Below are 25,821 nucleotides of genomic sequence, written 5' to 3'. Positions count from 1 at the left end.
TCGCATCATCAGGCGGGGCGCTGTAGCATTTTGGGCTGCGGGTAGGGGGTAGTCGCCACGTTCAGCCTTTCGGCGACGACCGGGCGTCCGATATAATAACCCTGCGCATAATCGATCTCGAGCTGGCGCACGAGCCTCAGCTGCTCTTCCGTCTCCACGCCTTCGATCAGGATCTTGTGGCCGCGATTGCGGATGAGACGGATCATGTCCTGCAACATCGCCCGGCCGCGGGGTGTCTTGCTGTCATGCAGGAAGGAGCGGTCAATCTTTACGGTATCGAAATCCGTCATCCGCAGCCAGGAAAGGCCCGCAAATCCGGTTCCGAAATCATCCAGCCATATATTTATGCCGAGCGTCTTCAGATCGTTCAGACAGCGCAATACATCCGAATGCATCTCCATATCCAGACCCTCGGTGATCTCGAAGGCCAGCCTGCCGCCGGCAATCCCCGCCTCAACGAGGATCGCTGCGACCGAAGTGGCAAAACCAGGGTTCTTCAGCTGCATCGGCGATACGTTGACGCTGACCACCGATACCTTGTCATCGGCCAGTATCTGCCGACAGGCGGTCTTTATGGTCCAGAGACCGAGCTCCATTATCGTGCCGGTGCGTTCGGCAATCGGGATAAAGGTGCCGGGCGAAACGGAGCCACCGTCGAGCAGGCGAAGCCGCATCAACGCTTCGGCTCCTGCCGTCTCGTTGGTCGATATGTTGAGGATCGGCTGATAGACGAGAGAAACGAGGTTTTCCGCGACAGCGATTTTCAGAAGTGCGGCGATATTTTCGGTTTCGTCGCTGGTCTGCGGATCGTCCGGATCGAACAGCTTCATGCAATTGCGGCCATTGGCCTTGGCGATATAAAGCGCCCGGTCGGCCTCGTTGATGATCTTTTCGAGCTTGCCATCCGGATTGGGACGGGTGAAAGACGCGCCAATGCTGACGGTGACGATGAAGGTTCCGTCTCGGCGCTGATCGTGCGAGAGCGACAGGTCTTCGACGGTGTGGCGGATGGTTTCGGCAAGCTCACCCACCTGCTGTCTGGACTTGAACGGAGCGAGTACGATGAACTCCTCGCCGCCATAACGGCCAATGGAGGCGGCATGGTCGATGATCGCGTCCTGCAGGGCGTTGCCCACCGTCACGAGGCACTTGTCGCCTTCCTGGTGGCCGTAGCGATCATTGTATTTCTTGAAGAAATCCACGTCGATCAGAAAGACGGCGAAACCTTCCCCCTTCTTGCTCCAATTGTCCCACAACAGGCGCAGATGCTGGTCGATGGCGCGGCGGTTCTGCAGGCCTGTCAGGGAATCGGTATTTGAAAGCCGCAACAGCGCCTGCCCACGCTCGTCCGCCGCTTTCTGCTGGGCCTTGGCTTCCAGTGCGTTGAGAAAGACGTGGTAGCGTTCCCGGTTCAGGTTCCAGTTCACGTAAGAGGTGAAGACGAAGCAGGAGATATAGAAGGTGCCGAAAGCGAGCTTGTAGAACGCATCTTCGGGAAACTGCGTCGCCGCCAGAAAGTAGGTGACGAGAATGATGCCCGATGACACGAGCGAAAGATGGAAGCGGAAGGTGAAAAACAGATTGGCGCCCATCATGAAAATCGCCCCGAAAACCATGTAATAGGACATGTTTTCGAGATTGTCGGTCAAGAGCGAGGGCACAAGCCAGCCAATATAGCCCATGACGAGCGCAGTGGCGCAGGTGAGGTCAAGTGCGGCGGTGCTCGCGCCCATGCGCAATTGAATTTCGAGCGTCAGCAGGGACGTCAGGACGACGATAACTCTTGCGATTATGGTGTAAAAGGCGACGTCGGGCACCAGAATGATGTCGGTAATGGCAAATAGCAGATAGATGAAAACAGCCGTCCACAGGCCCCGCCTGATCGAACCCCGGCGGCTACGCTCACCTTCCTGCTGGTAAAGGGCAAGAAGTTCATCAGAAAACCGGGCGTCCGGCCGCCGATATTCTTGCTGTCCACTCACCTCGCCTAACGTGTGCTTCATGCACTTTCCCATAGTGTTGCGTATACTTTATCAAGTAACTGCTTATTCGACCTTTGCGTGTACTTTCACGCTAAGCGCGATTTCCTGCCGATTTCTCTCCATGCGGGCGGAAACATGAAAAGCAAGAGCGCATCATACGCTCGCAACATTAAGTTTCACTAAATCGCGTATCCGCTTTCTCCTCCGGTCCACGAGTGTGACCAAAAAAATACGCTAATAAACTAATGTATCCCTACACTGCTCAAAAATCGAAAGCGAGTGGCCTTCCGTCTCCCAGAAACGTATAGTTAACAATGTGTTAATACTGGAGGCTGAAGTGAGGCAGGTAAAGAAAAGAAATCTGGACGGGGCAAGTCTGATCACTCCTGATACTGTCGCAAAAGAGATTTTTGCACGGAAAACGGAAGCGTTCGATGAGCATTTCGCAGTTGCGAAAGCAGAGATCGCGATCATTCTCGAATTGGCACAACAGCAGTTCGAAAATGGTGTTTCAGCACATGAGATAATACATCGAACGGCAGGCGCACTGCATGGCCTGCGCGAAAAGCTCCACTCAAGCGTGTGGGCTGAACTGATTCCTCTGGTGCAGAATCACTCCGTGTCGGACTATTTTCTGGAAGATCCCTTCACGCGCTGGTCGTTCGAAAAGCCGCGGGGCTATTCGGGCGATGCGCAGCTTCTCGACTTCATCTACGGTCACGACAGCGTTGCCGATAAGGTGAAGAACGCAACGCCGCTTGGCGCGGCTCTCTACAATTATACGAAGGACGCCAGTTCCTCGGTCGCTGTCCGCGAGCGGCGGGATTTGCTGACCCGGTTTGTTGACGAGGCTGCGGCCCGGCATGGAAGCGAAACGGAAATCCTCACCATTGCATCGGGACATCTGCGCGAGGCGGATTCATCCGTGGCCTTGAAAGAGGGCAAGATCCGGCGCTGGGTGGCGCTCGATCAAGATCCCCTGAGTGTCGGTTCCGTTGCCCGCGATTTCAACGGCAGCTGCATCGAGGCGATTGACGGTTCGGTGCGTGACATCGTCCTGCGTTCGCACGAGCTCGGCAAATTCGATCTGGTATATGCTGCCGGTCTTTACGATTACCTGAATGACAAGGTGGCGATCAAGCTCACGCGGCGCTGCATGGAGATGCTGAAGCCCGGTGGAATGTTCCTCTTCGCCAACTTCTCCGAAGACATTGTGGTCGACGGCTACATGGAGACCTTCATGAACTGGGCGCTGCTGTTGCGTTCGAAGGCGGATATGTGGCGGATCGTCAACGCCAGCGCCGATCCCGCAAGTATCGAGGCGGAGGTATTTTTCGGCGAAAACCACAATATCGTCTATGCCACGATGCGCAAAAAGGCCTGAGCCCAACCTCATTTCGCATGTCCGCGCGAAATAGGCCGCCCGCATTTTACCATGCGGGCGGCAAGGCTTGTGCACGCCAATAATTATTTGATTAAACGTCGCTACAGGCCTAAGAATTCGCGCGAAATGCGTTGCAGAATGGAATGGCTGAAATGAAGAAATATTATTCGGATATGGGCGGTCTGCCGGGGCAGACGGAACTGCTGTCGAGCAAGGCTGTTTTCAAGACTGCCTATGCGGTCATCCCCAAAACCGTCATGTCCGATATCGTGACGAGCGTGCTCCCGCACTGGACAGGGACCCGGGCCTGGATCATCGCCCGACCGATGACCGGTTTTTCCGAGACTTTTGCGCAATATATCGTTGAAGTGCAGCCTGGCGGCGGCAGCGAGCGGCCGGAGCCGGACGCAAGGGCGCAAGCGGCGATCTTTGTCGTTGATGGTGAAATGACCGTGGAGTTTGAGGGCGTGCAGCATGCATTGCGGACCGGCTCCTTCGCCTTCCTGCCCGCCGGCTCGCGCTGGCAGCTGCGCAATTCCGGCGCGGCACCGGTCAAGTTCCACTGGGTCCGCAAGGCGTTTCAGGCGGTGGACGGGCTGGAGCCGCCGCCGGCGATCTTCACGCATGAAGATGAACACGCTCTGTCGGCGATGCCCGATACGGACGGCAAATGGGCGACTACCCGGTTTATCGATCCCGACGACGTGCGTTACGACATGCACCTCAACATCGTCAGCCTGGAGCCGGGCGCTACCATTCCTTTCATGGAAACCCATGTCATGGAGCACGGTCTTTACGTGCTGGAAGGAAAGGCGGTTTACCGGCTGAACGAGGATTGGGTGGAAGTGCAGGCGGGTGATTTCATGTGGCTGCGCGCTTTTTGCCCGCAGGCTTGCTATGCAGGCGGGCCGGGCCGTTTCCGCTACCTGCTCTACAAGGATGTGAACCGCCACGTGAAGCTCTGGTAACGGGCGGAATCTTGGCGAAACCTAGATTTATCGCGCAATACGTTGGCTTGCGCGATAAAGGCTTGCGTTGGATCGAATATCCCTAATAAATCCAGATATGCGGTCAGTCATCGCTGTCTCGCACGATTTCGGCATTCGGCATCCGCCCTTATTATCCTGAAGAAGACTGCCCGTATGATTGAAACGATCGATACCAATATCTTCAATCTTGCCCCTGTGGCGATGTGGATCGAGGATTTCAGCGAGGTGAAAAGCCAGTTCGATATCTGGCGGGCGCAGGGCGTCGAGGATATCCGGGCGTTTTTGCTGGAAGATCTGTCGCGGGTGGCGGCGTGCTCGCAGAAAATCTGCGTCGTGCAGGTTAATGCCAAGACACTTGAACTGTTCGAAGCGCGGGACAAGGCGCATCTGATCGATAATCTGCACCGGATTTTCCGCGATGACATGCTTGAAAGCCATGTGAACGAGCTTTCCGAGCTTTGGGCTGGAAAAACCGAATTCATCAGCAACGCCGTCAATTACTCGATTGGCGGAAAGCGACTGGATATCCAGCTGCGCGGTGCGGTCATACCCGGCTACGAACAGACACTCGGGCGGTTGCTGCTGACCACAGAGGATGTGACGGAACGTGAGGAGGCTCGCCGCAAGGAGCTTTTCAACCGCCGTTATGCTGAAGGCATGTTCCAACATTCGCCTGTTTCCCTGTGGGTGGAGGATTTCAGCCGGGTTCGGCGTCTGATCGAGGAGGTCAGGGAACGCGGCATCATCGACTTCCGGGTGTTCATGGATGTGCATCCCGAATTCGTGCGCCAATGCATGAGCGAAATCCGCGTGATCGACGTCAACCGGGCAACACTTGACCTGTTTTGTGCGCCGGACCGCCAGGTTCTTTTGCAGCGGCTTGGCGATATTTTCCGTGGTGAAATGGAAAAGCCCTTCCGCGAACAGCTGATGGAGCTGTGGAACGGCAATCTTAACCATCATCGCGAAGTGGTGAACTACGCGCTGGATGGTTCAGAGCGGCACGTGCTGCTGCATTTCTCCGTTTTTCCGGGCCACGAACGCGACTGGTCACTGGTGCAGGTCGCGCTGACTGATATTACGGCGCGGAAAAAGGCGGAAGCCTATCTCGAATATCTCGGCAAGCACGATGTGCTGACCAAGCTGCACAATCGCGCCTTCTATTCGGACGAAATGAACAGGCTGGAACGCAGCACGATCCGGCCCGTTTCGGCCATCGTCATCGATCTCAATGGCCTCAAGGACGCCAATGACAAGCTAGGGCACGACGCAGGCGACGCACTGTTGCKGCGCCTTGGCGAAGTCCTGAACGGTGTCGTTACTGCGCCAAACCATGCTGCGCGCATTGGCGGTGATGAATTTGCGATCCTTTTGCCCGGCGCAGACAAGCAGATCGCCGCGGCGATGGTGGATACGATTTACGAACTGCTGAAGATCAACAACCAGTTCTACTCCAATGCGCCGCTTAGTCTTTCGCTGGGCGTGGCAACCAGCGAGGCCGGAGAGACAATGGAATCGCTGGTGCGCCGTGCAGACATGCATATGTACGAGCAGAAAAACGCCTATTACGCCGCGATGCGCAACAGGTCTGCCGACAACAGCGATACAACGAAGGCCTCCCCGCAACCGGAAGCCAGCTCCCTGAAGCGCCTTCTCTAGCCACAGGCATCCCGTGTGTGCCTTGCCTCACTGAGGATTTCCAACGCTCTGCGGGACCATGGCCGCCTATTTTTTAGCCTTTAGGCGCCATCGTCCTGGTCAAATTTGAGTGTATTCTAAAAGACCAGCGAAATTTGCTTTACGTACCTCAAAACGGACGTTAGCTTCTTCCCAAGAGCTTTGGGAGGAGTTCGCGCATGATGATTTCAAGTAAAATCGAGGGGCAAGATCCGTTCATTCGCACCGGGTACCGGTGACGACACATGGCTTTTGCTGAGGAATCTCCAGATCAGGTCCTTATACGGACTGTCGGGTTGTCCAAGTCTTTCGGTCCCGTCCAGGTTCTGAAGGATATAGAGATTGCCGTGCGCGCCGGTGAAGTTCACGCCATCATTGGCGAGAACGGGGCTGGCAAATCGACGTTGATGAAACTGCTTGCGGGCAATGAGAAGCCTTCGAGTGGGGAAATCAGGATCGATGGCGAGGCAGTTACGTTGAGCGGACCTGTCGACGCCGAACATCGCGGCATCGTTCTCGTGCATCAGGAAATATTGCTGGCCCCGGATCTGACGGTGGCTCAGAACATCTATCTGGGCCGCGAATTGTGCAAAGGCCCGATGATGGACGACCGCGCCATGCGTGCCGGCGCCCTGAGGGCTATCGCCGATCTCGGCGGTACGATCGATCCCGATGCCGTCGTCGGCAGCCTGTCGATTGCCCAGCGCCAGCTGGTGCAGATAGCCCGCGTTCTGCTCGTGCCGCATCGCGTCGTCATTTTCGACGAGCCGACCGCAAGCCTCACGCCCATTGAAACCGATGCGCTGTTGAACGTTATCAGGGACATAAGGGCAAAGGGCGTGGCCGTGCTCTATATTTCGCACCGCCTGCCGGAGGTGAAGGAGATTGCCGACCGTGTGACCGTTCTGCGCGATGGCAGGTTGGTCGGCTCCCACCCAATATCGGCGCTTGAGCCCGCCGATATGGCGCGGTTGATGGTGGGACGCGATGTCGCCAAGCTCTATCCGGACAGGAACGCCGGCGGCGAGCACGAGCCTGTCTTACAGGTGGAGCATTTCACCGTTCCCGGCTATGCGCAGGATGCCGGTTTCAGCCTGCGAAAGGGCGAAATCCTCGGTTTTGCTGGTCTCGTCGGCGCGGGCAGAACGGAGCTTATGGAGGGCGTGCTTGGCCTGCGTCCAGGGCGGGGGACGATCCGCCATCTCGGAAAGCCTGTGCATTTTGCAAAGGCGGAAGACAGTCTGAAGGCCGGTATCGTTTATCTGAGCGAGGATCGGAAGGGCAAGGGATTGCTGCTGACGAAGGACTTGCGGGTCAATCTCACACTCGCCTCGCTGAGGAAATTCAGCCGCCTGTTCCAGATCGATATCCGTCGAGAGAAGGCAGCGCTCGATGATGCGGTGCGTGATTTCGATATTCGCACGGGAAGTAAGGACTTGCTCGCGGGCCAGCTGTCCGGCGGTAACCAGCAAAAGCTGCTGCTCGCCAAGATGATGCTGCTCGATCCATCGATCGTCATCATCGACGAGCCAACACGCGGCATCGATATCGGCACCAAGGAACAGATCTACCGTTTCATAGCAAAGCTTGCAGACGAGGGCAGGTCGATCATCGTCGTGTCCTCGGAGATGCCGGAACTGATCGGCATCTGCGACCGCGTCCTTGTAATGCGCTCCGGCAGGATCGTCGGCGAGGTGACGGGGGAACGCATGACCGAAAACGATATCGTGGCACTCGCGACTGGCGTGCACACGCAGGAATTCGCCTGAGGGCTGATGTCCCGGCAGATTGGCCTGAAGAAAAGACAATTGAGGGGAAATATGACTGAGGCCGCACTTGATAACGGCAAAACGCCGAAGACCTCGAAAGACTGGGACCTGCGCGCCGTTGCGCCCTTTGTGGCGCTGGCTTTGCTGCTGGTTCTCGGCGCCGTCGCCAATCCGAATTTCATCGGTATCGACAATCTGCTGAACGTGGTTACCCGCAGCGCCTTCATCGCCATCATTGCGCTCGGCGCCACCTATGTCATCACATCCGGCGGACTTGATCTCTCCGTCGGCGCGATGGTGGCTTTCGTTGCCAGCCTGATGATCCTGTTCATGAACAGTGGCGTTATTGCCAATCCGCTGGTGATGCTACTGGCCGCCATGGCGCTGGCTATCGCCATCGGTGCCGCTTGCGGGCTTGCAAACGGCCTCATCACCACCATCGGCCGCATCGAGCCCTTCATCGCCACGCTTGGCACCATGGGCATTTATCGTGGGCTGACCACCTGGCTGTCGCAGGGTGGCGCGATCACGCTGCGCAACCCGGAAATCCAGACGCTTTATCGCCCGGTCTATTTCGGCAATGTGATCGGTGTGCCGGTGCCGGTCATTGTCATCTTCGTCACTGCCGCCATCGCCGCTTTCGTGCTTTACCGTACCCGTTACGGCAGGCATCTGACGGCGGTGGGTTCCAGCGAGGATGTGGCGCGTTACTCCGGTATCTCGGTCGTTCGCGTCCGCACGATTGCCTATGTGGTTCAGGGGCTTTGCGTCGCCGTTGCCGTCCTGCTTTACGTACCGCGTCTTGCCTCCACCTCGGCCACTACAGGCATGTTGTGGGAGTTGCAGGCCATCACCGCCGTTGTCGTCGGTGGCACGGCGCTACGGGGTGGTGTGGGCCGCATCTGGGGTACGATTTGCGGCGCCTTCATTCTGGAGATCGTTGGCAACATCATGATCCTGTCGAACTTCGTCAGCGAATATCTGATCGGTGCCATTCAGGGCGCGATCATCATCATCGCCATGCTGGTGCAGCGTTCGCTCAGCCGCAGATAGCCGGACGATCGATGAGACATCTGGCCGCGCAATCTGGGGCATGCGCGGTTTAAACAGGAGGAACGCCCCGGTCTTGGGAGGAAGAGACTATGCGTAGAAAATTCATCGGCGTGGCATTTGTCGCGCTGGCTGCCGTTCTTGCGGGTTCTGCCCATGCGCAGGAGAAGAAGGTAACGATCGGGGTATCTATTCCGGCGGCCGACCACGGCTGGACGGCGGGCGTCGTTTACCATGCCGAACGGGTGGCAAAGCTTCTGATGAAGGAGCATCCGGGTCTGAACGTCATCGTCAAGACCTCGCCGGATGCCGCCAACCAGGCAAACGCGCTTCAGGATCTTGCCGTGCAGGGGCTGGACGCACTGGTCGTGCTGCCGTCTGATCCCGATCCGCTCGTCAACGCCATCAAGGAGATCAAGGACAAGGGCACCTTTGTCGCGCTCGTCGACCGCGCGCCGAGCGTCAACGACAATTCGATCCGCGATCTCTACGTTGCGGGTAACAATCCGGCACTCGGACAAGTGGCAGGCGAATACATCAAGAAAACCACGCCTGATGCGGAAGTGGTGGTCATTCGCGGTCTGCCGATCCCGATCGACCAGCAGCGCCAGGATGGTTTCGACAAGGGTATTGCCGGCTCCAGCGTCAAGGTTCTCGACCGCCAGTACGGCAACTGGAACCGCGACGACGCCTTCCGCGTGATGCAGGACTACCTGACCAAATACAAGAAGATCGACGTGGTCTGGTGTCAGGACGACGACATGGCGGTTGGCGTGCTGGAGGCAATTCAGCAGGCGAAACGCACCGATATCAAGTATATCGTTGCTGGCGCCGGTTCCAAGGACATGATCAAGCGCGTAATGGACGGCGACAAGCTAATTCCGGTCGACGTGCTCTATCCGCCAGCGATGGTGGCGACCGCCATGCAGCTTACGGCAGGTCATTTTTACGATCAGGTGCCTGTTGCTGGCGAGTATATTCTCGACGCTACGCTCATCACCAAGGACAATGCCAAGCAGTTCTACTTCCCGGATTCGCCGTTCTGATAAGCCGTTTCCGGCTAAGCAACGCCCGCTGAAAGGCAGGCGTTGCATCCGCACTCCTGCACCCCGGACCAGATTCGGGGTGCAGCGCGATCAGGTCGTTGATCGCGATAGAGTCCTTCATAGCGCGGGCGCGCCGCGGCTCGATGCCGGATTAAATACGGCATGACGAGGGGAAGGTCGGCGGAAACTATACCGCTCCCCCGCTCTTCATCCATTTTTCCTGAACCACGCCGAGAGATAATCCACGAAGCTGCGCACTTTGGCGGGAAGGTAACGGCGGTGGGGGTAGACGGCATATATGCCGCGGTCTTTTGAAATATAGTCGTCGAACAGGGTCACAAGCTCGCCGGACTGGATGAAGGGTCTTGCAATGAAGTCCGGCACCATGGCGATGCCAAGCCCTGCGCGGGCGGCGCGCAGTGTCGCCTGCGGGCTGTTCACCTCGATCGGTCCACTGATGGTAACGGAGTTCGAGCCGCCATCCGCTTCAAGATAACGCACGGTGTTGTGGAAGCGGGTGTTGGTGTCGATGATGAAGGGCACGCGGGAAAAGTCCTGCGGACCATTGAGCGGGCCGTGTCTGGCGACAAAATCCGCCGTTGCTACTGCATAGACCCGGAAATCGGAGATCTTGCGGGCGATGAGGCCTGAATCTTCCAGACGCGTTATGCGAATCGCAAGGTCGAACCCTTCCTCGATCAGATCGACGAATCGGTCATCGGCGACGATTTCCAGAGACAGTTCCGGATTTTCCTTGGCGAAATCGATGAGGCTCTGGCCAACATCGGCGTCGATGAAGGTGCGCGGAACGGATATTCTGAGCTTGCCCTTCAGATCGGCATTCTTCTCGCGCACCAGATCGGCGAGGTTGTCGATCTCCTTCAAAATGTCGGAGGCGGTGCGGTAATATGTATGGCCGGCCTCCGTCAGCGAGAATTGCCGGGTGGTGCGGTTGAGAAGCAGTGCACCGAGATCATCTTCCAGTTCCCGGACATATTTGGACAAAAGCGCCTTGGAACGCCCGGTCTTGCGGGCAGCGGCGGAAAAACCCTCCGCTTCGACAACGTCGATAAAGGCGCGGATGCGGGTGAGAGTGTCCATGAAAATCCTCCGGTTCGTTCCATATAATTGAACGCTGAGGCGCGACTGTTCAACCCGTAAAATGGTTGCCGAAAAAATCCGCTATATGGTGAAAAAATCCTCTTGATTATGACGGCGAATATTCTTATCTCCCGTGCTGCCCAAAGTCGCACGTGCCCATGTGTGTCCGCCGAGTCCTCGATGTGGTGAGGAGTTCGGTAAGGTACCTGGAACTAACCCCTCCAGTCGCTATTCCGGCCAACCGGGAAATGCGAGGACATATGAAGCAACGACGGTGCGGGCCTTTCTGGTTCTCTGCCGGCTTTCCATCAGCCGGGGTACTGAAGAGGCACACCATCATTGCCTGAAGTGCGGTCGGGTCATTCCCTCCAATCGATGGCAGACAAAGCCGAATGATGCTCTGGCAGGGCGTCATTCATATTTGCGCCTTGAGCGTATGCTATCGATTCTGCGCCTCCACCGGCTGATTCGTATGCATATCTCGAGCGTCCTTTGTCCTCCGGATTTTCCGGAGCCGGTTTTATAGGGAATATATCGATGACGACTGCACGCATTCTCGATTTCATCAAGACCCGACGTCCCGAAGGGCCTTGCCTCGTCGTCGACCTCGACGTCGTGCGCGACAATTTCAACGCGTTCCGGCATTCCCTGCCGAACAGCGCGATCTACTATGCGGTCAAGGCAAACCCGGCTCCCGAAATCCTGAAGCTGCTTGCTTCGCTCGGCTCGAACTTCGATTGCGCCTCCGTGGCTGAAATCCAGATGGCGCTTGATGCAGGTGCAACGTCCGACCGGATCTCGTTCGGCAACACCATCAAGAAGGAACGCGATGTCGCCCGCGCTTACGCGCTCGGCATCGATCTCTTCGCCGTCGACAGCCATGAGGAAGTCGAGAAGGTTGCCCGTGCCGCTCCTGGCGCGCGCGTCTTCTGCCGCGTGCTGACGGACGGTGAAGGTGCCGAATGGCCGCTGTCGCGCAAGTTCGGCTGCGTACCGCAGATGGCTGTTGATGTTCTGGTCTACGCACATCAGCTGGGCCTCGAATCCTACGGCGTTTCCTTCCATGTCGGTTCGCAGATGATGAATCTCGACGCATGGGATGCAGCGCTGGGCGATGCCAAGCGCGTTTTCGCTTCGCTGTCCAAGCAGGGTATTCACCTGCAGATGGTCAATATGGGCGGTGGTTTCCCGACCAAGTACCTGCGCGACGTTCCTGCTGCCGAAGAATACGGCCAGGCTATCGACACGGCGCTGCGCAAGCACTTCGGCAACCAGATCCCGAAGACGATCATTGAGCCGGGCCGTGGCATGGTGGGTAACGCTGGCGTCATCAAGGCGGAAGTTGTTCTCGTGTCGCGCAAGTCCGACAACGACAACCATCGCTGGGTGTTCCTCGACATCGGCAAGTTCGGCGGTCTCGCCGAGACGATGGATGAGGCTATCCGCTACCCGATCCGCACCGAGCGCGATCAGGACGAGATGGAGCCTTGCGTTCTGGCCGGTCCGACCTGCGACAGCGCCGACGTGCTGTACGAAAAGAACATGTACCCGTTGCCGGTCTCTCTGACCATCGGCGACGAGGTTCTGATCGAAGGCGCAGGTGCCTATACGACGACCTATTCGGCGGTTGCCTTCAACGGTTTCGAGCCGCTGAAAGCCTACGTCATCTGATCCGAACGCCGCCCGCTGAGTAAGGCGGCGTCTCGAACAAGCTTCCGTTCCGGCTTTGCCGATTGTGCTGTTGCGCAAATCCCTGCTTGCTGCTCCTCTTCCAGCCGAGGAAAGCGTGTCGGCGGGCCGGAACGGCTCCACCATTTTTGATCAAGGGCCGCGTGTGGGCGGTTGTGTGATGGAGGGCCGAGAGATGGCCGCTCTTCTGAATTCGGTACGTGCATTTTTCACCCCGCAGACATTTCATGTCGATCAGGAAAATCCGGGCGATGTCGTTGCCCGTGAAAACCTGCTCGACCGCGCCATGGGCGCTGGCCGCCGCCGCAAGTCTTCCGAAAAGCTGCGCGCCGGCCGCGTGCCAGCGGAAGGTCTGGCGCTCGTTGCCCGTGACGAGGACGGCCATGTCATCGGCACGGTGCGCCTGTGGAATGTCGAAGCTGGCATTTCGCGCGAAGGCCGCGCTGTCGAAGCGCTGCTGCTTGGCCCGCTTGCGGTTGATGCTGCCCATGAGGGCAAGGGCATCGGTTCGGCGCTGATGCGTGCGGCAATCTCCGAGGCAACCAAACGTGGCCATGGCGGCATTCTTCTGGTCGGCGACGCCGCCTATTATGAGCGCTTCGGCTTTTTTGCCGATAAGGCCCAGCACCTGATCATGCCCGGCCCGTTCGAGCGCAGCCGTTTTCTGGCGCTTGAACTCAAAGCCGGCTGGCTGGAAGGTGCGGCTGGTATGCTGGTCGCAAGCGGCCGCAGGCTCTCTGCCTGAGACGATATCCGTATCTAATGCCCCGGCTGAACGGCCGGGGTTGATCCGGCTGAAATTGGATTGCTGCAAAATGTTCTTTTATGCAAAGCTGCGGGTTCGGACGTGATACCGGTTCGGGCGGCGACAAAGTTGCATTTGGCTTTTTTGGACATTGCATCGGATATGTCTGCACCCGCGTGATTTCAAAAGCGGAGATCAGCTATGCAGGCAGCTCTACTCAGAACGAACCGTGACTACCGTCTTCTGTTTTCCGCGAGCGCCGTATCCAATCTTGCCGATGGCATTTCGATGGTGGCGATACCTTGGCTTGCAACCCTGCTGACCAGCGATCCGCTCTTGATCTCTATGATTGCGGTGGCGCAACGGCTGCCCTGGCTGCTGTTCGCGCTTCCCGTCGGTGTCTGGACGGATCGAAGTGACCGGCGCCTGCTTATGGTGCGGGCCGATGTGGTTCGGCTGGCGCTGATGATCTGCGCGGTCGGCATGATCTCCACCACTGCAAACCTGCCGTCACCGGCAGAATCGGGATCGGCGGCTATTTTTTCACTGGCGGTAATCGCTTTCCTTCTCGGTTGCGCTGAGGTCGTGCGGGACAATGCAGCCCAGACGATATTGCCTTCACTTGTCGCACCGAGCGATCTCGAACATGCCAATGGTCAGATGTGGAGCGCCGAACAGGTCACTGGCCAATTCATCGGCCCGCCACTGGCAGGCTTGCTGATTGCCGCGGGCATTGCCATTCCCTTTGGTCTGGATGCCAGTTTTTACGCGGTTTCGGCGGCATTGGTTTGGCTTATCGTGCTGCCGCCACGCAAACCGTCCGGCATAGTCTCTTTCTGGCCCGCATTGCGAGAGGGGCTTGGCTGGATGCGGCGCAATACGATGATCCTGCGGCTTGCCATCATGCTGGGGGCAGTCAACGCCGTATTCGTTGGAGGAATGACGGTCCTCGTTCTCTATGCGCAGGAGGTGCTCGATCTTTCCGCGACAGCCTATGGCGTGCTGTTGACATGCGGCGCTGTTGGCGGTGTTCTTGGCGGGCTGGCTTCGCCGTGGTTCGCCCGTAGACTGGGTGCGAGGACAAGCCTCGTTCTGGCGCTATGCACATTTGCGCTGTTCAATCTGGTGCTCGGCCTTTCGAGTTCCGCGCCACTGGTAGCAGTCGGCCTATTTCTCGAGGCTGCGGCGGGTATGTTGTGGAATGTGGTGACCGTGAGCTACAGGCAACGGCTCATTCCGGACGAGTTGCTTGGACGCGTCAATTCCGTCTACCGGTTTTTCGGTTGGGGTGCGATGTCGTTCGGCGCATTTGCCGCTGGCGTTCTGGTCACCATTGCCGAACCGGCCTTCGGCCGCATCGAGGCGCTGCATATGCCCTATCTGATTGGAGCCGCTGTTTGTGCGGTTCTGGCGGTCTACGGTCTTCTCCGGCTGCGTTTCTGAAGTGCCGCGGCGCTGTAGTCGGTCATTGTCCCTGCATGATCTTATAGTGCCTCTTGCATTCGGCATTTTGCGGGTATATACCCGAGACAAATGCCAAACGATAGTTGTCACTGCATCCTGCTGCGCAAAGCATCCCGTAAGGTCTCGTCCTATTACGATGAGGCGCTGGCGCCGCTTGGCGTCAATATCGGCCAGTTCAGCCTGTTGCGGAACATCAACCGCATGGCGCCGGTGTCGCTCACCGATCTCGCCGCGCGGGTCGAACTGGACCGCTCGACCGTTGGCCGCAATACCAAGGTGCTGGCCCGGATGGGGCTGGTGGCCGTCGGCCATGGCGAAGATCAGCGCGAAGCGATGCTGACTGTGACGGAGCAGGGGCAGCAGATACTGAAAACAGGCGCGCCCCTCTGGGACGGAGTACAGGACGAAATCGAGGCCCGGCTTGGCCCGGAAAAGACCGCTCAATTGCAGGAACTACTCGCAGCCCTGTAATTTTTTTGATGATAAAACGGGTATCTGCCCGCAATATAGGGTATATACCCGTAAAATTTCGGCCGCTGGCCGCTGGAAAGGGATTTTGAACATGCTCTCCACACGCCTTGCCAGCTGGATGGCCGACAGAAACATACATTATGGCTGGCTTGTTGCTGCAACCACCTTTTTGACGATGCTGGCAACCGCCGGCGCGATGGGATCGGCCGGGGTGATGATCCAGCCGCTGCATCAGGAGTTCGGCTGGGATATTGCCGATATTTCATCTGCCATGGCGGTCAGGCTGGTGCTCTTCGGCCTGCTCGGGCCCTTTGCCGCTGCCTTCATGAACCATTTCGGTATTCGCCAGGTCGTGTCGACGGCCCTTGCGCTGATCATGGGCGGCATCGTCGCCTCGTTCTTCATGACTGAGGTGTGGCAGCTGTTGCTGCTATGGGGCGTGGTGATCGGTGTTGGCACCGGCATGACGGCACTGGTGCTGGGCGCGACCGTGGCATCGCGCTGGTTTTCAAAGCGCCGGGGACTGGTGATCGGCCTGATGACGGCCAGCAACGCCACCGGCCAGCTGGTATTTCTGCCTTTGCTCGCGGCGCTGACGGAGGCTTATGGCTGGCGCACCGCGCTGACGCTATCCGTTGCGGTGATTGCGATCGCCATGATTCTCGTGCTGCTCTTGATGCGTGACCATCCCGCCGATGTCGGCCTGCCAGCCTATGGCGAGACGGTGGTGGTAAAACCGCCGAAGCAGGACCACAAGTTTCTTGCAACACTGGCATCCCCGATACTGACGTTGAAGAGCGTGTCCGGAAACCCGGTTTTCTGGGTGCTTTTCGGCACGTTCTTCGTCTGTGGACTTTCCACCAACGGCCTTATTCAGACACACTGGATTTCCATCTGCGGTGATTTCGGTATGGCGGCGGTCACGGCGGCCGGCACGCTGGCGGTGATCGGCATTTTCGATTTCTTCGGCACCATCTTTGCCGGCTGGCTTTCCGACCGTTTCGACAACCGCTTCCTGCTCTTCTGGTTTTACGGTCTGCGCGGGCTGTCCCTGATCTATCTCTCCTTCTCGGGCTTCAGCTTCGTGGAGCTTTCGGTCTTCGCCGTGTTTTACGGGCTGGACTGGGTGGCAACCGTGCCGCCAACGGTGAAGCTTGCCGCTGAGAGTTTCGGCCGCGAAAAAGCGGGCCTGGTTTTCGGCTGGGTGTTTGCGGGGCATCAGTTGGGGGCCGCCACCGCTGCCTTTGGCGCAGGTTTCTTCAAGAGCGACTTCGACACATACATGCCCGCACTGCAGATTGCCGGCGTGATGTGCATGATCGCTGCTGTCTCGGCTGCTTCTCAAAAAGCCGGGTTCCGCGACTTTGGCACCGCAGGCCGCCTGAGATTGCAAAGGAGATGGCTTGTGAAAGCAGGCCGACTTCCGACTGCCGGGCCCGCTATTTTGACCGTTGTCATGGCTATCCGTTGCGTATTTGTCACACCAAGCACCGGGTAGCTGCCCTGGCTTATCGTTCGCCTTTCGGTTTGATCCATCTCAATCCGCTCACCTCTCCCTTGGCGATAGTGGCTGTAGCGGCTGCGGCAAGCGAGGATTCGCGAAGGCCCGCCGCCATCAGCCGGTTTCCCGGGCTTGCCCGGCTGCGGCGCGCGATAGGAGAGATGGAATGACGAACAGGAAGAAAAAAACCGCCTTGCTTGCCAGTGTGACGGTGAGCGTCGCGGCGATGCTGATGTCGGCCAACGCGATGGCGGCAGATCTGGCCACGCCGGCACCAGCCCCCACCGCTGAAGAGGCGATTGCGGCGGCGAGCCCATGGATGCTGCGCGTGCGTGGTCTCGGGGTCATCACCCATGACAGCGGCAGCGTTGACGGTGTGCCGGGTGCGGGTCTCTCATATTCGGATACGGTTATTCCTGAACTCGACATCAGCTATTTCTTCACCCCGAATATCGCTGCCGAACTCATCCTCGGCACCACATACGCCAAGATCAACGGCGAGGGTGTGCTGGCCGGCACGCCGGTGGGCAAGACATGGTTGCTGCCGCCGACGCTGACCCTGCAATATCACTTTACTGATTTCGGCGCCTTCAAGCCCTATATCGGCGCGGGCGTGAACTATTCGATGTTCTACAACCAGTCCGAAAAACCCGGCTTCAGCAATCTTGATGTCAAGAACAAGTTCGGCGCGGCCGTGCAGGTGGGTTTCGACTATATGCTGGACGAACATTGGGGCGTGAACTTCGACGTGAAGAAGATTTTCCTGAAGACCGACTGGACCGCAGAACTTGGCGGTGCGCCAATCAGCGGCAAAGCGAAACTCGATCCCTGGTTGATCGGTGCGGGTATCACCTATCGCTTCTGAGCCCTTGGCCTCGCGCCGTCGCTGCCTTTGACGGGCGGCGCTTTCTAAGCTATATGGACGGCCACGGGCAGAAGAGCCCCGGCCGTCCGCAGGCGTTTACGCCCTTGGTGAAGCTCTTTTTGGAATAACGGTCATCCCCATGTTTTGCATGTCGTCGATGGCAACGCGGACCCCTTCGGAAAAATACGGCATGCGCATGTTGGAGAACCGTTATGAACGTGTCCAAACCGCTTCCCGCGCTTGAGGGACTGAAAGAGCAGGCAAAACGGCTGCGCGCCGCCCTTGAAGGGCAGGGGCAGGCAATCACCCATTCAAAGGCGCTGGAACTCATCGCCGCGCAATATGGCTTCCGCGACTGGAACACCCTGCATGCCACGGCGGGAAACCGTCCCGCATTCAATCCCTATCTTCTTGGTTCCCGGGTGGAAGGTCTCTATCTAGGCCAACCCTTCGTAGCCTCCGTTCTGGGCGTGCAAACGCTCGGCGGCGACCCGGAACGCTACCGGCTGACCCTGCATCTCGACGATCCCGTGGATGTGGTGACCTTCGAAAGCTTCTCGGCTTTCAGGCAGCGTATCCACTGCAATATCGATACGTCCGGACGTACCGTGGAGAAAACCTCCAACGGTAGGCCACAGGTTGAGCTGGTCTGGTAGGGAAACGGGCATAGGCTGTTGTGATGCCTCACAGGCTGGGCCAAGATGGATAGCGCTGCATTCCGGTCCGTGGGGCCGGGATGCATTTAACAGGTGCTACACTCGCGTCGCTGATGTCATTGTGCCCGTGGAGAGTGGACTTTGATAGTGCCTGCACGTCGTCATTCGCTGAAGTAGATGAAAGAAACGACTGCCCGCTATTTGCGTTTCGAGCGCATTGTAGTATGTTGTAAATATACATTTATTATATTTTATATATTTTCTAAATGAGGTATTTATGAGCGAAGATCGTGTTCCTGGTCGTTGGCTATATGTCGATTCTATTCGCGGTATAGCGGCTTTGGCAGTGGTGTATTTTCACATTGCAGAAGTAGCTTACAAAAATAAATACACGAATAATGCGGTTGAGTATTTTTTGTTTAATATTTTTAGTGAATACTTTGATATCGGAAAAATTGCCGTTGTCATGTTCTTCGCTGTTTCCGGTTTTGTTATCCCATTTTCTCTTCTGAAGGCGAGCAAAGCGCCCTTGCGCAGCTTTGCATTTTCCCGATTTTTCAGGCTTTATCCCGCATATTGGGTGTCGATAGCCCTTGCCGTGGCAATCATTCCACTCGTGCGAGGAGATCTTTTTACGATCACCCAAATCCTCGCCAATGTAACGATGCTGCAGCAATTTCTGGGACAGCAAAATATTCTCGGTGTTTACTGGACGCTACAGATAGAAATCGTTTTTTATGTCGTCAGCGCAATGCTGTTTTATGTTAGACTCCTCCATAAGCCAGAGGGTGCGGTCGGTGCGGTGGTGTTCTTCCTGCTGTGCGCGGTTGCCATGGGTGCTGCGCGTTATGCTTTGGGCATCAAGTTACCGGTCGCTATTCCGCTTGGGCTTACTGTGATGTTTTGGGGTTTGTTGTGGCGTCACGGAGCCGTTGATCAGGCTGATGTGTATATGCGGCGGCTTATCATATTCACTTCCCTTCTTGTGGTCTTTACGGTGCCACTCGTCAGTTTTCTGAGTTATAATGTTGATATGGGCTTTGGTGAGACTTGGTATCGCTATACCATCGCCTATTATTCAGGAATGGCACTTTTTGCTCTGTTCACGACAAAACTTCGTATCACGCATCCGATATTTGTCTGGCTTGGCGCGATAAGCTATTCTGTCTATCTACTTGGGCCCGTAGCCCAGCCTGTCGTGGAATACATTCTTCCGTACAGACAACTAGCTCCCTATCCGGTTCATGTCATGATCGTATTGGCTTGGGTTCTAACGGTGGTCATGGCTTATTTGAGCTATAACTTCATTGAATTGCCGTCCCAGAAGTTCGGAAAGAAGTTGGCGTCCCGCCAGTCTGCTCATGAGGTGGTCTCATCGGCGTAAAATAGGCCGGGCATTGCCGCAGGTAACGGCAATGCCGACACACAGACCCTAAATCCGCTTCCCCGCCGCATCGAACAGATGGAAGTCCTTCGTCTGGGCGGCAATCCGCAGGTTCTCGCCAATGCCAAGCTGCGAACGGCCGGGAACGCGGAAGACGATGGTGGTGCCGTCGGTGAAGGAGCCATGCACGTAGCTTTCCGCGCCCACCAGTTCCACGGCGTCCACCCGCACGGTGCCAGTGAAAGCGGCATCGGGAGCTTCTGTTTCCGCGAGCGTGATGTCTTCCGGACGGATGCCCAGTGTTGCGGTGGTTTGCTGCAGCGCGCCTGATCCATTCACCGACCACCCGGATGCGCCGTTAGCCGATGGGGTGCCGTAGGGCAGGAGGTTCATGGAGGGCGAACCGATGAAGGTGGCGACGAAGGTGGTGGCCGGTTTTTCGTAAAGCTCGATCGGAGTGCCGATCTGCTCGATGCGGCCGGCATTCAGCACCACGAGGCGGTCGGCCAGCGTCATGGCTTCCATCTGATCATGGGTTACGTAGACGCTGGTGGTGGCGAGAGAGCGTTGCAGGCGGCGGATTTCGACGCGCATCTGCACGCGCAGCTTGGCATCGAGGTTGGACAGCGGCTCATCGAACAGGAATGCGGCGGGCTTGCGCACGATGGCACGGCCCATCGCCACGCGCTGGCGCTGGCCACCCGAGAGCTGGCGCGGCCTGCGCTCCAGATATTGTTCGATTTCCAGCGCCTTGGCTGCCTCGGTGATACGCCGGTCGATCTCGTCCTTCGGCGTGTTGCGGTTCTTGAGGCCATAGGCGAGGTTCTGCCGCACCGTCATATGCGGGTATAGCGCGTAGTTCTGGAACACCATGGCAATATCTCGGTCTGACGGTTCGAGATCGTTGACGACGCGGTCGCCGATGACGATCTCACCGCCCGATATGCTTTCCAGCCCGGCGATCATGCGCAGCAATGTTGATTTTCCGCAGCCGGAGGGGCCGACCAATACGATCATCTCGCCATCGGCTATATCCATCGATACGCCCTTGATGGCGTCGACATTGCCGCCGTAAACCTTGCGGACGTCTTTCAGCGCAATTTTTGCCATTACTTCTCGGTCTCCACCAAACCTTTGACGAACCAGCGCTGCATCAGCACCACAACGATAATCGGGGGGATGATGGCGAGGATCGCCGTCACCATCACATAATTCCAGGGCGTCGAAGCGTCGGTGAAATCCACCATGCGCTTGAGGCCGATGATGATCGTGTTCATCTTGGCATCGTTGGTCACGAGCAGCGGCCAGAGATACTGGGTCCAGCCATAGATGAACAGGATCACGAAGAGAGCGGCGATATTGGTTTTCGACAGCGGCAGCAGAATATCGCGCATGAAGCGGAACGGCCCTGCATTGTCGATACGAGCCGCCTCGACCATTTCGCCGGGAATGGTCAGGAAAAACTGCCGGAACAGGAACGTCGCCGTCGCGGACGCCATCAGCGGAAGCGTCAGTCCCGCATAGGTATCGATAAGCCCGAGGTCGACGATGACCTTGTATGTGGGCAGGATACGCACCTCGACCGGCAGCATGAGCGTGATGAAGATCATCCAGAAGAAGCCCATGCGGAAGGGAAAACGGAAAAACACGATTGCGAAAGCCGACAGGAAAGAAATGACGATCTTGCCGATGGCAATGGCGAGCGCCACCACGAAGCTGTTGAACAGCAGCCGTTCAAGGCTGACGCCGACCACTCTTTCGACGCCGCCGACCATGGCGTCTGTATAGTTTTCACCAAGATGGTCGCCGGGCAGCAGCGACATCGGTGGGCGAATGATGTCATTCGACGTCATGGATGACGCGATGAAGGTGTAGTAGATCGGGAAGGCCACGATGATGATGCCGAGAACCAGCATCAGATGGGCGATCACGCGGGCGACCGGGCGATTTTCAATCATCAGGAAATCCTCAGCCGTAGTGCACGCGCTTCTCGACGAAGCGGAACTGGAAGGCGGTCAACGCAATGACGATCACCATCAGGATGACGGATTGCGCGGCGGAAGAGCCGAGGTTCAGGTTAACGAAGCCATCATTGTAAACCTTGTAGACCAGTGTTTCCGTCGCCTTGGCAGGGCCGCCGCCAGTAACTGCGTGGATGATGCCGAACGTATCGAAGAAGGCATAGACGGTGTTGACGACCAGCAGGAAGAAGGTTGTCGGCGCCAGCAGCGGGAAAACGATGGTCCAGAAGCGCCGCGAACCGCGTGCGCCGTCAATGGAGGCCGCCTCCAGCAATGATTTCGGAATTGCCTGCAAGCCTGCGACAAAAAACAGGAAATTGTAGCTGATCTGCTTCCATGCGGCGGCTGCGACCACGAGCAGCATGGCCTGATTGCCGTTGAGCAGCGGGTCCCACATGATGCCGTTGCGGCGCAGGATATAGGAGAAGGTTCCCATGGCCGGATTGAACATGAACAGCCACAGCATGCCAGCCACGGCGGGTGCCACAGCATAGGGCATGATCATCATGGTGCGGTAAAAACCCTTGCCGCGCACCACGCGGTCTGCCGCCGTTGCCAGAAGCAATGCCAGCCCCATCGAGACGAGTGCGGTCAGGACGCTGAAAATAACCGTGACGTGCAACGCGTTCAGATAGCTTTCATCCGAAAGTACGGCGGAAAAATTGGCCAGCCCGACGAAATTGCTATTCAGCCCGAAGGCATCCTCGCGCATGGTCGACTGGTAGAGCGCCTGACTTGCGGGCCAGAAGAAAAAGATCACCGTCAGGATGATCTGTGGCGCGACCAGCAGATAGGGCAGGATCTTGTTGGGGAATACGACGCTTTGCACGGCGATCTCCTGATGAAATGGGAATACCGCCCGCACCGGGTGAGGATGCGGGCGGGGGCAGGGATCGTTTAGTTGCCGGTTGCCTGCTTGATGGCCGCATCACCGCGCGTGACAATCTTGTCGAGTGCGGATTTCGCGTCCTGCTTGCCGGCCAGCATCGCCTCGAACTCTTCGTTCATGATGTCGCGGACCTGCGGCAGGTTCACGAGGCGCACGCCCTTGGAGTTTTCTGTCGGTGGCTTGCCCATCATCTGCAGAAGTGGCGTTTCGCGGCCGGGATTCTTGTCATAGAAGCCGGATTTCTTGGTTTCCTCATAGGCCGCGATCGTTACCGGCATGTATCCGGAGACCTGATGCAGACGAGACTGGATCTTGGTCTGGGAAAGGAAATGGAAGAACTCGGCCACACCTTTATATTCGGCATCGCTCTTGCCGCCGAAGACCCAGAGGCTCGCGCCGCCGGGAATGGTGTTCTGCGGACCATGACCCTCGTAATAGGGAAGCTGGCCGATACCGTAATTCATGCCGGTCTTGATGATATCGCCAAGGCCGCCGGAGGATTCGGTAAGGATGCCGCATTCGCCGGACATGAACAGCTGCTTGGCTTCCGAAGTGCGCCCGCCGTAACGGAAGGTGCCGTCTTTCGCAAGGTCGGCAATGGCCTGGAAGTGTTCGACGAAGAGCGGCGCGTTGACGGCAAGCTTCACATCGGTGCCGCCCAGCCCGTTTTCATTGCTGCCATAGGAGACGTTGTTCCATGCGGCAAAGTTTTCGGTCTGGATCCAGGTCAACCATGTTGAGGTGAAGCCGCATTGGGCAGCACCGCTTGTCTTGATCTTCTTGGCAGCTTCGAAAACCTCCGGCCAGGTCTTCGGCGGATTTGCCGGGTCAAGGCCTGCCTTCTGGAAGGTGTCCTTGTTGTAATAGAGGATCGGCGAGGACGAATTATAGGGGAAGGACAGCATGGTCCCGTCAGGCTTGGAATAATAGGCGACGATGCCGGCCAGATATTCGTCCTTGTTGAAGGTGTAGCCACCTTCCTTCAGTACTTCTGCCACCGGTTTGATTGCACCGGCAGCACCCATCATCACGCCGGAACCGGCGTCGAAGACCTGAATGATCGCCGGCGGCTGCTTGGCGCGGAAGGCCGCAATGCCGGCATTCAGGGTTTCCGGATAGGTGCCCTTGAAGACGGGCATGATCTTGTAGTTTGTCTGGCTATCGTTGAACTCTTTCGCGAGCGCGTCCACGACCTCGTTATTGGCGCCGGTCATGGCATGCCACCACTGAATTTCCGTCGCGGCGAATGCGTTCGATGTGACAAAAAACGAAAGCGCAGATGCCGCAGCAAGACGGTAGCTGAGTTTTTTCAAGGCGATTCCTCCCATTTTAAAAACAGTAAAAGATACAGCCCCTTATTGCAGCCTATCCTCCTCGATATAGCTGCGGGCGAGCTTTTCTGTATTAGCGGCCTGATTTAAAGCGAACTCTAATGAAAATGCAATAGATGGTGGAACGAAAAAAACGAAAGTGAACGAAACGGTTTTATTATTCCATTTTGGATCCGCTTTGGTTTTTTCGTGTGCTTGTGGGCATGGTTCGGGACGGGATACCGGAAGCAGTCTGCGGATGCCATGTTCAAGAGCAATTTCTAACAAGAAGTATTGATATGTTATTACATTACGTATTAAATCTCTCCGAGATTCGCTGCTTAAAGGTGCGGATGTGTTCGGAATGAAGCGGAAGAAGGCGGTTGCACCAGAAGACGTCTCATACGTCACCCCATCCACCGGAACGGTGCCTGTCACACTGCTTACCGGCTTCCTGGGGGCGGGCAAGACCACGCTTCTGAACGAGCTTTTGAGCGAACCGGAAATGCGTGGTGCCGCCGTCATCGTCAACGAATTCGGTTCGGTGCCCATCGATCACGGCCTGGTCCGCACCGGTTCGGAGCGTTATTTCAGGACCACGACCGGCTGCATCTGCTGCACCGCCACCAGCGATATCCGCACCTCGCTTTACGAGTTGCATCTGGCCTTTCTGGAAGGGGTGGTGCCGGAAATATCGCGTGTCGTCATCGAAACCACTGGCCTTGCCGATCCTGCGCCGATCATCAACAGCCTGATTCCCGGCGGTACGCCTGCCGTCGGCCTGCGCGACCATATCGTCGCCCGCCACTTTCATCTCTCCGGTGTCGTTACTGTTTTCGACATTACCTCCGGCCAGGCGATGCTCGACAGTTTCATCGAGGGCTGGAAACAGCTTGCCTTTGCCGATCACATTGTTTTGACCAAAACCGATCTCACTGACGGGGCGGAGATGGGCTGTGAGAGCCTCTCCGATCTCAATCCTGCCGCGCGTCTGCATGACCGCAACGCGCGCGACTTCAATCTGATGTCGCTGTTTGCGCCGGCGGATTATTCGTTGCGTAACAAGCCGGAAGACGTGACGGGCTGGCTTGCCGCCGACAGGCTGAGCCTGCATGCCGCGCACGGGCACGATATCAACCGTCATGGTGCGGGGGTAGAGGCGTTCGATTTGACGTTCGATGGGGCTTTCGATCCGCAGGCGATCGTTACCTTTCTCGATCTCGTCACCAGCAATGTGCATTCCGGTCTGCTGCGGCTCAAGGGAATTTTCGGTGCGACGGATGATCCGGACCGTCCAGTGGTCGCCCATGCCGTGCAGCACCGGCTTTATCCGCTGAGCCGTCTGGAAAGCTGGCCGGATGGCAACCGTGCAACCCGTGTTGTCCTCATCGGCATGGATATGCCGCAGCAGCCGATCCGCGATCTTTTCGAGGCATTGGCCTCGCAGGCAGCAAGGAAGGTTTCCCGATGACGGCAAGAGCAAATCCGCTTGCACGCAGCGGCTCTGCGATAGTCTCTAAGGCCCGTCTTCTGAAACACTGGACGCGGGAGCTGCTTGCCCTCCGCGAAGACGAGATCGTTTCCGTCAACGAGAATGCCTGCGTACAGCCGGATTGCCCACCGAAGGAAACGGTAATCCTCGTTTTGTCCGCATCCGGCAAAACCCGGCAATTCTCAATTCACCAGGCGCTGCTGGATATAGAGCGTGATGACATCGTCAGAGCCGTCGCCGCCAATCCGCCGTAAGGCCGTCTGTATCGAACGCCATGGCGCTTGACGACAGGTGTCGTCATCCGGCACTTCAGGAGCAGCGGGATTCGCTAAATGT

General features: G+C 57.4%; 21 protein-coding genes and 1 pseudogene. 16 read left to right on the top strand and 6 right to left on the bottom strand.

Annotated features, from left to right (window positions below; translation table 11 throughout):
• Nucleotides 1-8: 8 nt before the first annotated feature.
• Nucleotides 9-2,003, bottom strand: a complete 1,995-nt coding sequence (locus tag ASD46_RS11175) for a putative bifunctional diguanylate cyclase/phosphodiesterase (protein WP_025595772.1) — start codon at nucleotides 2,001-2,003, stop codon at nucleotides 9-11.
• A gap of 316 nt (nucleotides 2,004-2,319) precedes the next feature.
• On the opposite strand from ASD46_RS11175, the gene ASD46_RS11170 reads away from it, so the two are divergent.
• From ASD46_RS11170 to ASD46_RS11145, 6 genes are all read left to right on the top strand, one after another.
• The gene (locus ASD46_RS11170) at nucleotides 2,320-3,366 is read left to right on the top strand and encodes a class I SAM-dependent methyltransferase (protein ID WP_003510670.1); all 1,047 of its coding nucleotides are present in this window, start codon (nucleotides 2,320-2,322) and stop codon (nucleotides 3,364-3,366) included.
• A gap of 143 nt (nucleotides 3,367-3,509) precedes the next feature.
• Nucleotides 3,510-4,334, top strand: a complete 825-nt coding sequence (locus tag ASD46_RS11165; protein WP_025595774.1) for a bifunctional allantoicase/(S)-ureidoglycine aminohydrolase — start codon at nucleotides 3,510-3,512, stop codon at nucleotides 4,332-4,334.
• Between the two features lie 174 nt (nucleotides 4,335-4,508).
• Nucleotides 4,509-6,014: a sensor domain-containing diguanylate cyclase gene (locus ASD46_RS11160; RefSeq protein WP_060642271.1), complete on the top strand. Its 1,506-nt coding sequence runs from the start codon at nucleotides 4,509-4,511 to the stop codon at nucleotides 6,012-6,014.
• Between the two features lie 263 nt (nucleotides 6,015-6,277).
• Entirely contained in the window at nucleotides 6,278-7,801 is a 1,524-nt protein-coding gene (locus ASD46_RS11155) for a sugar ABC transporter ATP-binding protein (protein ID WP_003510667.1), read from the top strand.
• 51 nt (nucleotides 7,802-7,852) lie between these two features.
• Nucleotides 7,853-8,854: an ABC transporter permease gene (locus ASD46_RS11150; protein WP_025595778.1), complete on the top strand. Its 1,002-nt coding sequence runs from the start codon at nucleotides 7,853-7,855 to the stop codon at nucleotides 8,852-8,854.
• Nucleotides 8,855-8,943: 89 nt separating this feature from the next.
• Complete coding sequence (locus tag ASD46_RS11145) at nucleotides 8,944-9,897, top strand: substrate-binding domain-containing protein (RefSeq protein WP_003510665.1); 954 nt, start codon at nucleotides 8,944-8,946, stop codon at nucleotides 9,895-9,897.
• A 207-nt stretch (nucleotides 9,898-10,104) separates the two neighbouring features.
• Here ASD46_RS11145 and ASD46_RS11140 read toward each other — a convergent pair whose 3' ends face one another.
• Nucleotides 10,105-10,998 carry a LysR family transcriptional regulator gene (locus ASD46_RS11140; RefSeq protein WP_003510664.1) on the bottom strand — a complete coding sequence of 298 codons (894 nt, stop codon included), beginning with the start codon at nucleotides 10,996-10,998 and terminating at the stop codon, nucleotides 10,105-10,107.
• Nucleotides 10,999-11,535: 537 nt separating this feature from the next.
• Between ASD46_RS11140 and odc2 the strand changes: the two genes are divergently transcribed.
• The 8 genes and pseudogenes from odc2 to ASD46_RS11100 all read left to right on the top strand — a co-directional run bounded on the left by odc2 (nucleotide 11,536) and on the right by ASD46_RS11100 (nucleotide 19,773).
• Nucleotides 11,536-12,669, top strand: a complete 1,134-nt coding sequence (odc2, locus tag ASD46_RS11135) for an ornithine/lysine decarboxylase (protein ID WP_003510663.1) — start codon at nucleotides 11,536-11,538, stop codon at nucleotides 12,667-12,669.
• Between the two features lie 193 nt (nucleotides 12,670-12,862).
• On the top strand, nucleotides 12,863-13,432 hold the full coding sequence (locus ASD46_RS11130; RefSeq protein WP_013761478.1) for a GNAT family N-acetyltransferase: 570 nt from the start codon (nucleotides 12,863-12,865) through the stop codon (nucleotides 13,430-13,432).
• Nucleotides 13,433-13,633: 201 nt separating this feature from the next.
• Nucleotides 13,634-14,875, top strand: coding sequence for an MFS transporter (locus ASD46_RS11125; protein WP_025595782.1), 1,242 nt, complete (start codon nucleotides 13,634-13,636; stop codon nucleotides 14,873-14,875).
• Between the two features lie 90 nt (nucleotides 14,876-14,965).
• Nucleotides 14,966-15,367: a MarR family winged helix-turn-helix transcriptional regulator gene (locus tag ASD46_RS11120; protein ID WP_025595890.1), complete on the top strand. Its 402-nt coding sequence runs from the start codon at nucleotides 14,966-14,968 to the stop codon at nucleotides 15,365-15,367.
• A gap of 91 nt (nucleotides 15,368-15,458) precedes the next feature.
• Nucleotides 15,459-16,694, top strand: a pseudogene (locus ASD46_RS11115) (MFS transporter); the annotation flags it as partial.
• A gap of 340 nt (nucleotides 16,695-17,034) precedes the next feature.
• Nucleotides 17,035-17,733, top strand: a complete 699-nt coding sequence (locus ASD46_RS11110) for an OmpW/AlkL family protein (RefSeq protein WP_025595894.1) — start codon at nucleotides 17,035-17,037, stop codon at nucleotides 17,731-17,733.
• A 212-nt stretch (nucleotides 17,734-17,945) separates the two neighbouring features.
• Nucleotides 17,946-18,389, top strand: coding sequence for a glyoxalase superfamily protein (locus ASD46_RS11105; protein WP_003510652.1), 444 nt, complete (start codon nucleotides 17,946-17,948; stop codon nucleotides 18,387-18,389).
• Between the two features lie 277 nt (nucleotides 18,390-18,666).
• The gene (locus tag ASD46_RS11100) at nucleotides 18,667-19,773 is read left to right on the top strand and encodes an acyltransferase family protein (protein WP_025595897.1); all 1,107 of its coding nucleotides are present in this window, start codon (nucleotides 18,667-18,669) and stop codon (nucleotides 19,771-19,773) included.
• A gap of 48 nt (nucleotides 19,774-19,821) precedes the next feature.
• Here the strand turns inward: ASD46_RS11100 and ASD46_RS11095 are convergent, their stop codons facing one another.
• The 4 genes from ASD46_RS11095 to ugpB all read right to left on the bottom strand — a co-directional run bounded on the left by ASD46_RS11095 (nucleotide 19,822) and on the right by ugpB (nucleotide 24,002).
• A complete protein-coding gene (locus tag ASD46_RS11095) occupies nucleotides 19,822-20,883 on the bottom strand; it encodes a sn-glycerol-3-phosphate import ATP-binding protein UgpC (RefSeq protein ID WP_025595898.1) in 1,062 nt (353 codons plus the stop codon).
• A complete protein-coding gene (gene ugpE / locus ASD46_RS11090) occupies nucleotides 20,883-21,731 on the bottom strand; it encodes a sn-glycerol-3-phosphate ABC transporter permease UgpE (protein ID WP_003510648.1) in 849 nt (282 codons plus the stop codon). The genes ASD46_RS11095 and ugpE overlap by 1 nt, the downstream gene beginning before the upstream one ends.
• Nucleotides 21,732-21,741: 10 nt before the next feature.
• Nucleotides 21,742-22,623: a sn-glycerol-3-phosphate ABC transporter permease UgpA gene (ugpA, locus tag ASD46_RS11085; protein ID WP_003510646.1), complete on the bottom strand. Its 882-nt coding sequence runs from the start codon at nucleotides 22,621-22,623 to the stop codon at nucleotides 21,742-21,744.
• Between the two features lie 68 nt (nucleotides 22,624-22,691).
• The gene (ugpB, locus tag ASD46_RS11080; RefSeq protein WP_025595901.1) at nucleotides 22,692-24,002 is read right to left on the bottom strand and encodes a sn-glycerol-3-phosphate ABC transporter substrate-binding protein UgpB; all 1,311 of its coding nucleotides are present in this window, start codon (nucleotides 24,000-24,002) and stop codon (nucleotides 22,692-22,694) included.
• A 355-nt stretch (nucleotides 24,003-24,357) separates the two neighbouring features.
• Here ugpB and ASD46_RS11075 point away from each other — a divergent pair, with 355 nt between their 5' ends.
• Nucleotides 24,358-25,464 (top strand): CobW family GTP-binding protein, encoded by a 1,107-nt coding sequence (locus tag ASD46_RS11075; protein ID WP_060642270.1) that lies wholly within the window; start codon nucleotides 24,358-24,360, stop codon nucleotides 25,462-25,464.
• Nucleotides 25,461-25,739, top strand: a complete 279-nt coding sequence (locus tag ASD46_RS11070) for a hypothetical protein (protein ID WP_060642269.1) — start codon at nucleotides 25,461-25,463, stop codon at nucleotides 25,737-25,739. Before ASD46_RS11075 ends, ASD46_RS11070 begins: the two co-directional genes overlap by 4 nt.
• Nucleotides 25,740-25,821 lie beyond the last annotated feature (82 nt).

The organism is Rhizobium sp. Root491 (assembly GCF_001427205.1).
Classification (GTDB): Bacteria; Pseudomonadota; Alphaproteobacteria; order Rhizobiales; family Rhizobiaceae; genus Agrobacterium; species Agrobacterium tumefaciens.
This window is presented reverse-complemented; position numbering and strand designations above follow the sequence as displayed.

Excerpts from the sequence above, each read along its gene's own strand:
- ASD46_RS11175 (WP_025595772.1), bottom strand. The coding sequence starts at position 2,003 with ATGAAGCACACGTTAGGCGAGGTGAGTGGACAGCAAGAATATCGGCGG.
- ASD46_RS11165 (WP_025595774.1), top strand. The coding sequence starts at position 3,510 with ATGGCTGAAATGAAGAAATATTATTCGGATATGGGCGGTCTGCCGGGG.
- ASD46_RS11155 (WP_003510667.1), top strand. The coding sequence starts at position 6,278 with ATGGCTTTTGCTGAGGAATCTCCAGATCAGGTCCTTATACGGACTGTC.
- ASD46_RS11150 (WP_025595778.1), top strand. The coding sequence starts at position 7,853 with ATGACTGAGGCCGCACTTGATAACGGCAAAACGCCGAAGACCTCGAAA.
- ASD46_RS11145 (WP_003510665.1), top strand. The coding sequence starts at position 8,944 with ATGCGTAGAAAATTCATCGGCGTGGCATTTGTCGCGCTGGCTGCCGTT.
- ASD46_RS11140 (WP_003510664.1), bottom strand. The coding sequence starts at position 10,998 with ATGGACACTCTCACCCGCATCCGCGCCTTTATCGACGTTGTCGAAGCG.
- odc2 (WP_003510663.1), top strand. The coding sequence starts at position 11,536 with ATGACGACTGCACGCATTCTCGATTTCATCAAGACCCGACGTCCCGAA.
- ASD46_RS11130 (WP_013761478.1), top strand. The coding sequence starts at position 12,863 with ATGGCCGCTCTTCTGAATTCGGTACGTGCATTTTTCACCCCGCAGACA.
- ASD46_RS11125 (WP_025595782.1), top strand. The coding sequence starts at position 13,634 with ATGCAGGCAGCTCTACTCAGAACGAACCGTGACTACCGTCTTCTGTTT.
- ASD46_RS11120 (WP_025595890.1), top strand. The coding sequence starts at position 14,966 with ATGCCAAACGATAGTTGTCACTGCATCCTGCTGCGCAAAGCATCCCGT.
- ASD46_RS11110 (WP_025595894.1), top strand. The coding sequence starts at position 17,035 with ATGACGAACAGGAAGAAAAAAACCGCCTTGCTTGCCAGTGTGACGGTG.
- ASD46_RS11105 (WP_003510652.1), top strand. The coding sequence starts at position 17,946 with ATGAACGTGTCCAAACCGCTTCCCGCGCTTGAGGGACTGAAAGAGCAG.
- ASD46_RS11100 (WP_025595897.1), top strand. The coding sequence starts at position 18,667 with ATGAGCGAAGATCGTGTTCCTGGTCGTTGGCTATATGTCGATTCTATT.
- ASD46_RS11095 (WP_025595898.1), bottom strand. The coding sequence starts at position 20,883 with ATGGCAAAAATTGCGCTGAAAGACGTCCGCAAGGTTTACGGCGGCAAT.
- ugpE (WP_003510648.1), bottom strand. The coding sequence starts at position 21,731 with ATGATTGAAAATCGCCCGGTCGCCCGCGTGATCGCCCATCTGATGCTG.
- ASD46_RS11075 (WP_060642270.1), top strand. The coding sequence starts at position 24,358 with ATGAAGCGGAAGAAGGCGGTTGCACCAGAAGACGTCTCATACGTCACC.
- ASD46_RS11070 (WP_060642269.1), top strand. The coding sequence starts at position 25,461 with ATGACGGCAAGAGCAAATCCGCTTGCACGCAGCGGCTCTGCGATAGTC.